The sequence below is a fragment of the Pseudomonas sp. LBUM1659 genome (assembly GCF_059716045.1).
The window spans coordinates 2,278,924-2,291,220 of the sequence record NZ_CP166797.1; the positions used below are offsets into that span (position 1 = coordinate 2,278,924).

Annotated in this window: 10 protein-coding genes; all 10 read left to right on the plus strand. The window is 60.3% G+C overall.

Features of this window, described 5'->3' with window-relative positions:
* Window positions 1–31 precede the first annotated feature (31 nt).
* The 10 genes from asd to purF all read left to right on the plus strand — a co-directional run bounded on the left by asd (window position 32) and on the right by purF (window position 12,280).
* The gene (gene asd, locus ACA048_RS10250; protein ID WP_497629009.1) at window positions 32–1,144 is read left to right on the plus strand and encodes an aspartate-semialdehyde dehydrogenase; all 1,113 of its coding nucleotides are present in this window, start codon (window positions 32–34) and stop codon (window positions 1,142–1,144) included.
* A gap of 241 nt (window positions 1,145–1,385) precedes the next feature.
* Window positions 1,386–2,396 carry an aspartate-semialdehyde dehydrogenase gene (locus ACA048_RS10255; protein ID WP_497629010.1) on the plus strand — a complete coding sequence of 337 codons (1,011 nt, stop codon included), beginning with the start codon at window positions 1,386–1,388 and terminating at the stop codon, window positions 2,394–2,396.
* 208 nt (window positions 2,397–2,604) lie between these two features.
* Window positions 2,605–5,214 carry a motility hub landmark protein FimV gene (locus tag ACA048_RS10260; protein WP_497629011.1) on the plus strand — a complete coding sequence of 870 codons (2,610 nt, stop codon included), beginning with the start codon at window positions 2,605–2,607 and terminating at the stop codon, window positions 5,212–5,214.
* Between the two features lie 302 nt (window positions 5,215–5,516).
* Window positions 5,517–6,341, plus strand: a complete 825-nt coding sequence (gene truA / locus ACA048_RS10265; RefSeq protein ID WP_497629838.1) for a tRNA pseudouridine(38-40) synthase TruA — start codon at window positions 5,517–5,519, stop codon at window positions 6,339–6,341.
* Between the two features lie 63 nt (window positions 6,342–6,404).
* Complete coding sequence (locus ACA048_RS10270) at window positions 6,405–7,028, plus strand: phosphoribosylanthranilate isomerase (RefSeq protein ID WP_497629012.1); 624 nt, start codon at window positions 6,405–6,407, stop codon at window positions 7,026–7,028.
* 177 nt (window positions 7,029–7,205) lie between these two features.
* The gene (gene accD / locus ACA048_RS10275; protein WP_497629013.1) at window positions 7,206–8,126 is read left to right on the plus strand and encodes an acetyl-CoA carboxylase, carboxyltransferase subunit beta; all 921 of its coding nucleotides are present in this window, start codon (window positions 7,206–7,208) and stop codon (window positions 8,124–8,126) included.
* Window positions 8,123–9,430: a bifunctional tetrahydrofolate synthase/dihydrofolate synthase gene (folC, locus tag ACA048_RS10280; protein ID WP_497629014.1), complete on the plus strand. Its 1,308-nt coding sequence runs from the start codon at window positions 8,123–8,125 to the stop codon at window positions 9,428–9,430. The genes accD and folC overlap by 4 nt, the downstream gene beginning before the upstream one ends.
* Window positions 9,414–10,073 carry an SPOR domain-containing protein gene (locus tag ACA048_RS10285; RefSeq protein ID WP_497629015.1) on the plus strand — a complete coding sequence of 220 codons (660 nt, stop codon included), beginning with the start codon at window positions 9,414–9,416 and terminating at the stop codon, window positions 10,071–10,073. Before folC ends, ACA048_RS10285 begins: the two co-directional genes overlap by 17 nt.
* Window positions 10,074–10,172: 99 nt before the next feature.
* Entirely contained in the window at window positions 10,173–10,733 is a 561-nt protein-coding gene (locus tag ACA048_RS10290; RefSeq protein WP_046026887.1) for a CvpA family protein, read from the plus strand.
* 41 nt (window positions 10,734–10,774) lie between these two features.
* Entirely contained in the window at window positions 10,775–12,280 is a 1,506-nt protein-coding gene (gene purF / locus ACA048_RS10295) for an amidophosphoribosyltransferase (RefSeq protein ID WP_007935163.1), read from the plus strand.
* Window positions 12,281–12,297 lie beyond the last annotated feature (17 nt).

Here is a 12,297-nt window from a genome sequence, read left to right on the forward strand (position 1 = left end):
CGGCCCACTTTTTTAAGAAGGTGTAGTTGCGATGAAACGTGTAGGTCTGATCGGTTGGCGCGGTATGGTCGGTTCCGTGCTCATGCAGCGGATGCTGGAAGAGCAGGATTTCGATCTTATTGAGCCGGTGTTTTTCACCACTTCCAATGTCGGTGGCCAAGGCCCGTCCGTGGGCAAGGACATTGCTCCGCTCAAGGACGCTTACAGCATTGAAGAGCTGAAAACCCTCGACGTGATTCTGACCTGCCAGGGTGGCGACTACACCAGCGAAGTATTCCCCAAGCTGCGCGAAGCCGGCTGGCAGGGTTATTGGATCGACGCTGCTTCCAGCCTGCGCATGCAGGATGATGCGGTCATCGTCCTGGACCCGGTCAACCGCAAGGTCATCGACCAGCAACTGGATGCGGGCACCAAGAACTACATCGGCGGCAACTGCACCGTCAGTCTGATGCTGATGGGCCTGGGCGGCCTGTTTGAAGCCGGTCTGGTCGAGTGGATGAGCGCCATGACCTATCAGGCGGCCTCCGGTGCCGGCGCGCAGAACATGCGTGAACTGATCAAGCAAATGGGCGCGACCCACGCTGCTGTCGCGGATCAACTGGCTGACCCGGCCAGCGCCATCCTCGACATCGACCGTCGTGTGGCCGAAGCCATGCGCAGCGAAGCGTACCCGACCGAAAACTTCGGCGTACCGCTGGCCGGCAGCCTGATCCCGTGGATCGACAAGGAACTGCCGAACGGTCAAAGCCGCGAAGAGTGGAAGGCCCAGGCCGAGACCAACAAGATCCTCGGTCGCTTCAAGAACCCCATCCCGGTCGACGGCATCTGCGTGCGCATCGGCGCCATGCGCTGCCACAGCCAGGCGCTGACCATCAAACTGAACAAAGACGTGCCGATCGCCGATATCGAAGGGCTGATCAGCCAGCACAACCCTTGGGTCAAGCTGGTGCCGAACAACCGCGACATCAGCATGCAGGAGCTGAGCCCTACCAAGGTCACTGGCACCCTGAACGTGCCGGTTGGCCGTCTGCGCAAGCTGAACATGGGTTCGCAATTCATCGGTGCCTTCACTGTCGGCGACCAACTGCTGTGGGGCGCGGCCGAACCGCTGCGTCGCATGCTGCGGATCCTGCTTGAGCGTTGATCGGTTGAAGCAATAAAAGAACCCGTGCCTTGAAAGAGGTGCGGGTTTTTTGGTTGTTGGGTGTCTGTTGAGCCGCCATCGCGAGCAAGCTCGGCTCCTACAAGAGCGACACCGATCCTGTAGGAGCCGAGCTTGCTCGCGATGAGGCCGGCACAGACACCACAAATCCCCGGCAGAAATTGCTTGCACGCGACCCACCCGGTAAAGTGCCGCTCCCCCCCGTTTCGCCTGAGGTAGAACCATGAGCCAGTCCTTTGATATCGCCGTGATCGGCGCCACCGGAACTGTCGGCGAAACGCTGGTGCAGATTCTTGAAGAGCGCGATTTTCCGGTCGGCAACTTGCACTTGCTGGCGAGCAGCGAGTCGGCCGGGCATTCGGTGCCGTTTCGAGGCAAGAATGTGCGGGTGCGGGAAGTCGATGAATTCGATTTCAGCAAAGTCCAGTTGGTGTTTTTCGCGGCTGGCCCTGCGGTGACTCTCAGTTTCGCGTCGCGCGCTACTGCCGCCGGTTGCTCGTTGATCGACCTGTCTGGTGCTTTGCCGGCCGATCAGGCGCCGCAAGTGGTGCCGGAAGCCAATGCCGAGGTGTTGGCTGGCTTGAAAAAGCCATTCCAGGTCAGCAGTCCAAGCCCGTCGGCCACCACCCTGGCCGTAGTGCTGGCGCCGTTGCTTGGGGTGATCGACCTGCAGCGGGTCAACGTGACCGCCAGCCTGGCGGTCTCCGCCCAAGGGCGCGAAGCGGTGACGGAACTGGCCCGGCAAACCGCCGAGCTGCTGAATGTGCGTCCGCTGGAGCCGACGTTCTTCGATCGGCAAATGGCGTTCAACCTGCTGGCTCAGGTCGGCAAGCCCGATGAGCAAGGCCATACGCTGCTGGAAAAACGCCTGGTGCGCGAGTTGCGGCAGGTGTTGGCGCTGCCGTCATTAAAGATTTCTGTCACCTGCATTCAAGCCCCGGTGTTTTTTGGCGATAGCTTTAGTGTGACCTTGCAGTCAGCGAGTGCGGTCGATCTGGCGAAAGTCAACGCGGCGCTGGAAGATGCGCCCGGTATCGAGCTGGTCGAGGCCGGCGATTACCCGACCGCAGTGGGCGATGCGGTGGGGCAGGACGTGGTGTACGTCGGTCGGGTTCGCAGCGGTATCGACGACCTGTCGGAACTTAATGTGTGGTTGACGTCAGATAACGTACGCAAAGGCGCCGCGCTGAATGCTGTGCAGGTGGCTGAATTGTTGATAAAAGACCTGCTGTAAAAGATACTTGGCAACAATTTGCAGAATGATTCTAACCGGGCGCTATGCTTGGCCGCGGTGCTAAAGGAAAGCCACCTTGCGGGGCTTTGCGCAGCATGCAAGAAATGATCGCGCGCGATGACACGTCGACGCCGCGCGCAATGCCTTACGGCAGCGACTATCAAGACCTTCTCGCTGGCCGAGGAATGTTCAAACAAAGGATGAGGCTATGGTTCAAGTTCGCAAACTGGTGTTAGCAATTGCGGCCGCCTCGGCGCTGTCCTCCGGCATGGCACATGCCCTCGGGCTCGGGGAATTGACCCTGAAGTCGACGCTGAACCAACCCTTGGTGGCGGAAATCGAGCTGCTTGACGTCAAGGACCTTACGGTTGCCGAAGTGGTGCCGAGCCTGGCCTCGCCCGAAGACTTCGCCAAGGCCGGTGTCGACCGCCAGGCATTTCTCAATGACCTGACCTTCACTCCGGTGCTCAACGCCAGTGGTAGAAGCATCCTGCGTGTGACGTCCAGCAAACCTCTGTCCGAACCCATGGTGAAATTCCTGGTTCAAGTGATGTGGCCAAACGGTCGCCTGCTGCGCGATTACAGCGTGCTGCTCGATCCGTCCAAATTCTCGCCGCAGACCGCTGATGCGGCTGCGCAGCCAGCACCGGCTCAAACCGTCACGGCCCCCGTGACCGGTGCGACTAAACCGACTCAACACACCACCACGCCGCGCGACACCCTGTGGGAAATCGCCGCGAAGGCGCGCAACGGTGGCTCGATTCAGCAAACCATGCTGGCCATCCAGGCGTTGAACCCGGATGCCTTTATCGACGGCAACATCAATCGCCTGAAAACCGGTCAGGTGCTGCGCCTGCCGGATCAGGCGCAAGCCACCAGCCTGCCACACCCCAAGGCAATCGCTGAAGTGGCCGCGCAGAACACCGCGTGGCGCCAGGGTCGTCGTTATGTGGCGAAACCCGGCACCGGCCAGCAACAACTCGATGCCACCAAGCGTGGTAACGCTGACGCCGGTACTGCACAAGACGCCAAGGACAAGCTGAGCCTGGTCTCGGCCGAATCCGGCAAGGCGGGTGGTAAAGGCGCTGCGGGCGATGCCAGGAACCTGAGCAACAAGTTGGCCGTGACCCAGGAAGGCCTCGACACGACGCGTCGTGACAATGCTGAATTGAAAAGCCGCATGACTGACCTGCAAAGTCAGATGGACAAGCTGCAACGCCTGATCGAACTGAAGAACAATCAATTGGCCAAGTTGCAGGCCGAAGGTGCGGCGGGTGCACCTGCTGCAACGGCTGCTCCGGCCATATCGGCTGAGTTGGCAGCCGACCCTGCGACGGCTCCGGCTGACGTAGCACCGACTCCGGCAGCACCTGCGCCAGAAGCAGCTGCCGCGCCTGCCGAACCGACAACCGAGCCGGCACCGGCTCTCTCCGACAGCCAAAAATTCAACGAGCTGCTGTCCAATCCGATCCTGTTGGGTCTGATCGGTGGTGGTGCGGTGGTTCTGGCGCTCTTGCTGCTGTTGCTGGCACGTCGCCGCAAAGCTCAGCAAGAAGCCGAGAAACACTTGCGCATGGCCCGTGCCTTGTCAGAAGGGCAGGATTTGTCCTTTGATAGCGACCTGTCAGAAAGCAGTTTCGACGGGCTGGAAGTTCCGCCTCCGAGCGTAAAACTCGCCACTGCGCCGACCCCTGCTCCTGCGCCAGCACCCGTGATTGCGCCGGTTGTAGTCACTGCGCCAATAGCTGCACCGCTGGTGTCGCCTGCCGCCGAGCCTGATGACGATGTGCTGGGCAAGGCGCAGTCGCACATCACTGCCGGTCGCCTGAACCAGGCTGCCGCGTTGTTGGAAGACGGCATCAAGCAAGAACCGCAACGCAGTGAGCTGCGTTTGAAACTGATGGAGGTTTACGGTCAGCAGGGCGATCGAGATGCATTCGTTGGCCAGGAGCGCCAGTTGGTCGCCAACGGCGACAACTTTGCCCAGGTCGAAAAACTTAAATCGCGCTTCCCGGCTATGGCTGTGGTCGCCGCAAGTGGTCTGGCCGCAGCGGCCATCGCCGCAGAACTGGACGCCCAATACGTCAAAGACCTGCTGCTGGACGAGCCGCAAGCCCCGGCGCCTGCCGATGACAACTTCGACAGCGCTTTCGACTTGAGCCTGGACGACCTGGAAGCCGCTACACCGGCTGTGGTTGCGCCAGAAGCAGACGCGACGACCGAGCTGGACGAGTTCCCGCTGGATGACGATTTGAGTTTTGAATCGGTATTGCAGCAGCAAACCGACATCAAGGAAAACCTCGACGACCTGTCGGACTTCGATCTGGACATGGATCTGGGCGCAGAGCCGTCGCCGGCCATTCTCGCCGAAGACGACTTCCTGCTGGATCTGGACGAAGGCGTGAAGGATTTGCCTGTCTTGCCTGAAGTGCCGCAGGACGATCTGGAGCTGCCTGCCGATTTTGACCTGTCGCTGGCTGATGAAATGGACGTGACCCCGGCCGAGCCTCGCGTCGCTGACATTCCGGACGCTTTTGAAGCTGAACTGGATGACGTCAACGACGAACTGGATCGTCTGTCCCAGAGCATTGGCGAGCCGAGCTTTACCGCAGAAGACGCCATGCTCTCGGCGGCTGACGAGCCGGACTTCGACTTCCTCTCTGGTACGGATGAAGTCGCTACCAAGCTCGATCTGGCCCAGGCCTACATCGACATGGGCGACAACGACGGCGCACGGGACATCCTCAATGAGGTGGTGACCGAGGGTGATGCCGGGCAGAAGAGCGAAGCCAGGGAAATGCTTTCGCGTCTGGCTTGAGTGATCCGGCAGCAGTAAAGAAAACGGCAGCCCATTGAGGCTGCCGTTTTTGTTTCAGCGTTGAATAAGGCGGTGTTGGGTCTATTGCTATCGCGAGCAGGCTCACTCCCACAGGGGTATGCATTTCAATGTGGGGGCGAGCCAGCTCGCGATGAGTCCATCACAGTCAATACAGATGTTGAGGCCAATTAACAAAAGACATACGCCTCTGGCGTCCCGCTCCAGCGGCCTTATAATGCCCGCCTTTGCGCACATCAGCAGGCTGTCACCCCTTGGCAAATATAGATAATCCGGCTGCCGAAATGGCGGCCGACGGCTTTTTCCGGATCGCATTGGGCGTTGAATACAAAGGCTCGCGCTATCGTGGCTGGCAACGCCAGGCCTGCGGCGTGCTCACGGTGCAGGAAACCCTTGAGAATGCCTTGTCCAAAGTCGCCGACTCACCGGTGTCGCTGCTGTGCGCCGGACGAACGGACGCTGGTGTGCATGCGTGCGGTCAGGTGGTGCATTTCGACACTCAGGTCGAGCGTTCGATGAAGGCCTGGGTCATGGGTGCCAATATCAATCTGCCGCACGACGTCAGTGTCAGCTGGGCCAAGGTCATGCCGGCGCATTTTCATGCGCGGTTCAAAGCCATCGCACGGCGCTACCGCTATGTGATCTACAACGATCAGATCCGTCCGGCGCACCTCAACGAAGAAATCACCTGGAATCACCGCCCGCTGGACGTTGAACGCATGGCTGAAGCGGCGCAGTACCTGGTGGGTACGCATGATTTCAGTGCGTTCCGCGCCGGGCAGTGCCAGGCCAAGTCGCCGATCAAGGAATTGCATCACCTGCGAGTCACGCGTCACGGCAAGATGATCGTGCTGGACATCCGCGCCAGTGCGTTCCTGCACCACATGGTGCGCAACATTGCGGGCGTGCTGATGACCATCGGTACCGGCGAGCGCCCGGTGGAGTGGATGAAGGAGGTGTTGGAAAGCCGCATTCGCCGTTCCGGCGGGGTGACGGCGCACCCGTTTGGCCTGTATCTGGTGCAGGTCGAGTACCGTGATGAGTTCCAATTGCCCGAGCGTTACATTGGTCCACACTTCCTGACTGGTTTCACGGAACTTGACGGCTGACGCCCTCGAACGCATTTGTTACCATCCGGGACTTTCCCGGATTTGCCCTGAGGATTTATCGACATGTCTGCCGTTCGCAGCAAGATTTGCGGGATCACCCGCATAGAAGATGCGTTGGCGGCGGTCGAGGCCGGGGCCGATGCCATCGGGTTTGTGTTCTACGCCAAAAGCCCCCGGGCCGTGACGTTTCAGCAGGCGCGCGACATCATCAAGGCACTGCCGCCGTTCGTCACCACCGTGGGTTTGTTCGTCAATGCCAGTCGTTGCGAGCTGGGCGAGTTGCTCGATGCCGTGCCGCTGGACCTGTTGCAGTTCCATGGCGACGAAACGGCCGCCGAGTGTGAAGGCTGGCACCGGCCGTACATCAAGGCACTACGGGTCAAGGCGGGTGACGACATCGCGGCCGCCTGCGATGCGTTCCCCGGCGCCAGCGGTATCCTGCTCGACGCTTACGTTGAAGGCGTACCGGGCGGAACCGGTGAAGCGTTCGACTGGTCTCTCATACCGCAAGGCTTGAGCAAGCCGATCATTCTGGCGGGCGGTTTGACCCCCGAAAACGTCGCTGGGGCGATTGCCCGGGTCCGGCCTTACGCCGTGGACGTCAGTGGTGGGGTAGAGGCGAGCAAGGGCATCAAGGATCACGCAAAGATTCAGGCATTCATCAAGGCGGTACGTACCTTGATGTGACGGCTGGCAGACTGCCGCCGTCCACAGGCATGGCTGAGGATTTATGGGTTGTACGCAGGTCGCTTTCGCTGACCCGGCCACCCGATCAATCATCGCCACACATATGAATTTAGCTCAAGGGCATACGCGGGGCTGCGAACCAGAGCGTTCGGGCCGCCGGTACTGGAGAAAGAAAGCATGAGCAACTGGTTAGTAGACAAACTGATCCCTTCGATCATGCGTTCCGAGGTCAAGAAGAGCTCGGTGCCTGAAGGTCTGTGGCACAAATGCCCGTCTTGCGAGGCTGTGCTGTACCGTCCGGAGCTGGAAAAGACCCTGGATGTTTGCCCAAAGTGCAACCACCACATGCGCATCGGCGCCCGCGCCCGCATTGATATCTTCCTCGATGCTGAAGGCCGTGCCGAACTGGGCGCGGACCTGGAGCCGGTTGACCGTCTGAAATTTCGTGACGGTAAAAAGTACAAGGATCGCCTGACCGCTGCCCAGAAGCAGACCGGCGAAAAAGATGCGCTGATTTCCATGAGCGGCACCTTGCTGGGTATGCCGGTTGTGGTGTCTGCGTTCGAATTCTCCTTCATGGGTGGTTCGATGGGCGCCATCGTTGGTGAGCGTTTTGTTCGCGCCGCCAACTACGCGCTGGAAAAGAAATGCCCGATGATCTGCTTCGCCGCTTCCGGTGGCGCGCGGATGCAGGAAGCCCTGATCTCCCTGATGCAAATGGCCAAGACCTCGGCGGTGCTGGCGCGTCTGCGTGAAGAAGGCATTCCCTTCATCTCGGTGCTGACCGACCCGGTCTACGGCGGCGTTTCCGCCAGCCTGGCGATGCTCGGTGATGTCATCGTCGGTGAGCCAAAAGCCCTGATCGGCTTCGCTGGCCCTCGCGTGATCGAGCAAACCGTGCGTGAAAAACTGCCGGAAGGCTTCCAGCGCAGTGAATTCCTGTTGGAACACGGTGCCATCGACATGATCATTCACCGTCAGGAACTGCGTCCGCGTCTGGGTAACCTGCTGGCGCAAATGATGGGGCTGCCAACGCCGAAATTCGTCGCTGCGCCAATCGAGCCAATCGTGGTTCCGCCGGTACCTGCGAACGTATGACTGAGCGCACCCTTGGCGAGTGGCTCGCCTACCTTGAGCAGTTGCACCCTTCGGCCATCGACATGGGCCTGGAGCGTTCGCAGCAGGTAGCGTCCCGCCTGGGGCTGGGCAAACCGGCGCCTCGGGTGATTACGGTCACCGGCACCAACGGCAAGGGTTCGACCTGCGCATTCGTGGCTTCGTTGCTGCGGGCGCAGGGCCTGAGCGTTGGTGTCTACAATTCTCCGCACCTGCTGCGTTACAACGAGCGGGTGCAGGTCAACGGCGTCGAAGCCACAGACGCCGCGCTGTGCGAAGCGTTCGCCGCAGTCGAGGCCGCTCGTGGCGACACGTCCCTGACGTATTTCGAAATGGGCACCCTGGCGGCGTTCTGGCTGTTTCAACAGGTCGGTCTCGATGCCGTGGTGCTGGAAGTCGGTCTGGGCGGGCGTCTGGATACGGTCAATGTGGTGGATGCCGACATCGCGCTGGTCACCAGCATCGGCGTCGACCATGCGGATTATCTGGGTGATACCCGTGAGTCTGTGGCCTTCGAGAAGGCCGGCATCTTCCGTCAGGGCGCGCCTGCGCTCTGTGGTGATCTGAATCCTCCACAACCACTGCTGGACAAGGCGCGAGAGCTGGCTTGCCCGTTTTTCCTGCGTGGTCGCGATTTCGACCTCGGCGTGACTGACCACAACTGGCAATGGCGCGGGCTCGACGCTCAAGGGCGAGCGGTCGAGTTGCACGATTTGCCGTTGCTCGATCTGCCGATGGAAAACGCCGCATTGGCCCTGCAGGCCTATCTGCTGCTCGGTTTGCCTTGGGTGGACGCTCAGATTATTGATGCGCTGAAATCGACGCGGGTGGTGGGTCGTCTCGACCGCCGTCAGTTCGACTGGCAGGGCAAGCGCCTGAACCTGTTGCTGGATGTGGGGCATAACCCGCATGCCGCCGAGTATCTGGCTCGCCGCTTGGCCAGTCGACCGCCGGCCGGCAAGCGTCTGGCAGTGTTCGGTTTGCTGGCTGACAAGGATCTGGATGGTGTTGTCGGTGAATTGAGTGCTAGTGTCCAGCATTGGGCTGTCGCGCCGCTGGATTCGCCGCGTGCGCGCCCGGTTGCCGATTTGCAGGCTGCGTTGCAGAACCTTGGCGCGTCGGTAACGTCCTATGGCAGCGTGGCGGCAGCCCTTGAAGGGCAGAGCGCGCTGGCGACGAGTGACGACGAGATACTGTTGTTCGGATCATTTTATTGTGTCGCCGAGGCCCTTGAATGGTTGGCCCGGCGCTCCACGGAGGAAGCGGCAAATGGCATTGCTGGATAAGGCCTACAAACAACGCATGGTCGGCGCGCTGGTGCTGGTGGCGCTGGCGGTGATTTTCCTGCCGATGATGTTTTCCCGTCAGGATGAGCAGCGTCAGGTGACGGTCGATGCACCGGCGATGCCGCATGCACCGGAGCTGCCGCAAGTGCAGGTCGAGCCAGTAGCGGTGCCTGAGCCGCAGGCGCTGCCTCAAGAGCCTGTGCCGAGTGATGATGAAATCGCTCAGCAGGAAGCGCCGTCGAGGCCCGCTGCACCGACGGCCCCTGTCGCTCCGGTACCTGTCGCCAAACCGGCCGTCCCGGCACCTGTGCCAGTTGCCAAGTCTACGACGCCGCCCGCTCAGCCTATCGCAGCTGCACCGACCAAGCCGGATACCACTCAAAGTCGCATCGATGCCAATGGCCTGTCGGTCAGCTGGTCGGTGCAACTGGCCAGCCTGTCGAATCGCGAAAGCGCGGAAAGCTTGCAGAAAACCCTGCGCAGCCAAGGCTATAACGCCTATATCCGCTCGGCCGATGGCAAGAATCGCGTGTTTGTCGGGCCGCTGATCGAGCGTGCCGAAGCCGATCGTCTGCGTGACTTGTTGAGCCGCCAACATAACCTCAAGGGTTTTGTCGTGCGTTTCCAGCCCGAACGCAGTTAAAAACTATCGCCCCGATTTGAAATGCGCTGACAATCGCCGCTTACCGATCAGCATGGGCTCTGCTAAAATGCGCCGCCTTATCCGTCTGTAGGCTGCACTGTGCCATTTACCTGGGTTGACTGGGCGATCGTTGCAATCGTCGCCATCTCCGCTTTGATCAGTCTGAGCCGCGGCTTCGTCAAAGAAGCGCTGTCGCTGGTGACCTGGATCATTGCAGGAGCCGTTGCCTGGATGTTCGGTGGTTCATTGTCCGAGTACCTCGCCGGATATATCCAAACGCCGTCGGCTCGTGTGATCACGGGCTGTGCCATCATGTTTGTCGCCACGTTAATCGTAGGCGCAATGATCAATTATCTTATCGGCGAATTGGTTCGCGTCACCGGGCTCTCCGGGACCGATCGATTCCTCGGCATGGCCTTCGGCGCCGCGCGTGGCGTGCTGCTGGTGGTTGTGGCGGTCGGGCTGTTGAGCCTGGGGCCGGTACAGCAGGACGGGTGGTGGAAAGAGTCACAGCTCGTGCCAAAATTTCTATTGGTCGCAGACTGGTCCAAAAACCTGATTCTCGGGTGGAGCAGTCAGTGGCTTGCCAGCGGTATCAGCGTACCCGCTGAGATACCGTTCAAGGAGCAACTCTTGCCGATGGCCAAAACGCCTCAGTGAGTGTTGCTCAGTTCAGATCCATTAAGTAGGGGTTGCGTCGCATGTGTGGCATCGTCGGTATCGTCGGTAAGTCGAACGTCAATCAGGCGCTGTATGACGCGCTAACCGTCCTCCAGCACCGCGGCCAGGACGCTGCAGGTATCGTGACCAGCCATGATGGCCGGTTATTCCTGCGCAAGGACAACGGACTGGTGCGTGACGTGTTCCATCAGCGTCACATGCAGCGCCTGGTCGGCCACATGGGTATTGGCCATGTGCGTTACCCGACTGCGGGTAGCTCGACCTCGGCCGAAGCTCAACCGTTTTACGTCAACTCGCCGTACGGCATCACCTTGGCGCACAACGGTAACCTGACCAACGTTGAACAACTGGCCAAGGAGATTTACGAATCTGACCTGCGCCACGTCAACACCAACTCCGATTCGGAAGTCCTGCTGAACGTGTTCGCTCACGAACTGGCCCAGCGCGGCAAGTTGCAGCCAACCGAAGAAGACGTTTTCGCCGCGGTTACTGACGTGCACAACCGTTGTGTCGGTGGCTACGCAGTGGTGGCGATGGTGACCGGTTACGGCATCGTCGGTTTTCGTGACCCGCACGGCATCCGCCCGATCGTCTTCGGTCAGCGTCACACCGACGAAGGCGTCGAGTACATGATCGCCTCCGAAAGCGTCTCCCTGGACGTGCTCGGTTTCACCCTGATTCGCGACCTGGCACCGGGCGAAGCGGTCTACATCACTGAAGACGGCAAGCTGCACACCCGTCAGTGCGCAACCAACCCGTCCCTGACTCCGTGCATCTTCGAACACGTCTACCTGGCGCGTCCGGACTCGATCATTGATGGTGTTTCTGTCTACAAGGCGCGTCTGCGCATGGGCGAGAAGCTCGCCGAGAAGATCCTGCGTGAACGTCCGGATCACGACATCGACGTGGTCATCCCGATCCCGGACACCAGCCGCACAGCGGCCCTGGAGCTGGCGAACCACTTGGGCGTCAAGTTCCGCGAAGGCTTCGTAAAGAACCGCTACATAGGCCGGACCTTTATCATGCCGGGCCAGGCTGCACGGAAAAAATCCGTACGCCAGAAGCTCAACGCGATCGAACTGGAATTCCGTGGCAAGAACGTCATGCTGGTAGACGACTCGATCGTTCGCGGCACGACCTGCAAGCAGATCATCCAGATGGCTCGCGAAGCCGGCGCCAAAAACGTCTACTTCTGCTCCGCCGCACCGGCCGTTCGCTACCCGAACGTCTACGGCATCGACATGCCAAGTGCCCACGAGCTGATCGCCCACAACCGTTCGACCCAGGATGTCGCTGACCTGATTGGCGCTGACTGGTTGATCTATCAGGACTTGCCTGACTTGATCGAAGCGGTCGGTGGCGGCAAGATCAAGATCGACAAGTTCGATTGCGCGGTGTTCGATGGCCAATACGTCACCGGCGACGTCGACGAGGCTTACCTGAACAAGATCGAGCAGGCACGTAACGATGCCTCCAAGGTCAAGACGCAGGCAGTCAGTGCGATCATCGATCTGTACAACAACTGAGTTTCTACCGGCCCTGA

What these genes read in the sequence shown, in the direction of transcription:
- asd (WP_497629009.1), top strand. Translation starts at nt 32, where the DNA reads ATGAAACGTGTAGGTCTGATCGGTTGGCGCGGTATGGTCGGTTCCGTG.
- ACA048_RS10255 (WP_497629010.1), top strand. Translation starts at nt 1,386, where the DNA reads ATGAGCCAGTCCTTTGATATCGCCGTGATCGGCGCCACCGGAACTGTC.
- ACA048_RS10260 (WP_497629011.1), top strand. Translation starts at nt 2,605, where the DNA reads ATGGTTCAAGTTCGCAAACTGGTGTTAGCAATTGCGGCCGCCTCGGCG.
- truA (WP_497629838.1), top strand. Translation starts at nt 5,517, where the DNA reads ATGGCGGCCGACGGCTTTTTCCGGATCGCATTGGGCGTTGAATACAAA.
- ACA048_RS10270 (WP_497629012.1), top strand. Translation starts at nt 6,405, where the DNA reads ATGTCTGCCGTTCGCAGCAAGATTTGCGGGATCACCCGCATAGAAGAT.
- accD (WP_497629013.1), top strand. Translation starts at nt 7,206, where the DNA reads ATGAGCAACTGGTTAGTAGACAAACTGATCCCTTCGATCATGCGTTCC.
- folC (WP_497629014.1), top strand. Translation starts at nt 8,123, where the DNA reads ATGACTGAGCGCACCCTTGGCGAGTGGCTCGCCTACCTTGAGCAGTTG.
- ACA048_RS10285 (WP_497629015.1), top strand. Translation starts at nt 9,414, where the DNA reads ATGGCATTGCTGGATAAGGCCTACAAACAACGCATGGTCGGCGCGCTG.
- purF (WP_007935163.1), top strand. Translation starts at nt 10,775, where the DNA reads ATGTGTGGCATCGTCGGTATCGTCGGTAAGTCGAACGTCAATCAGGCG.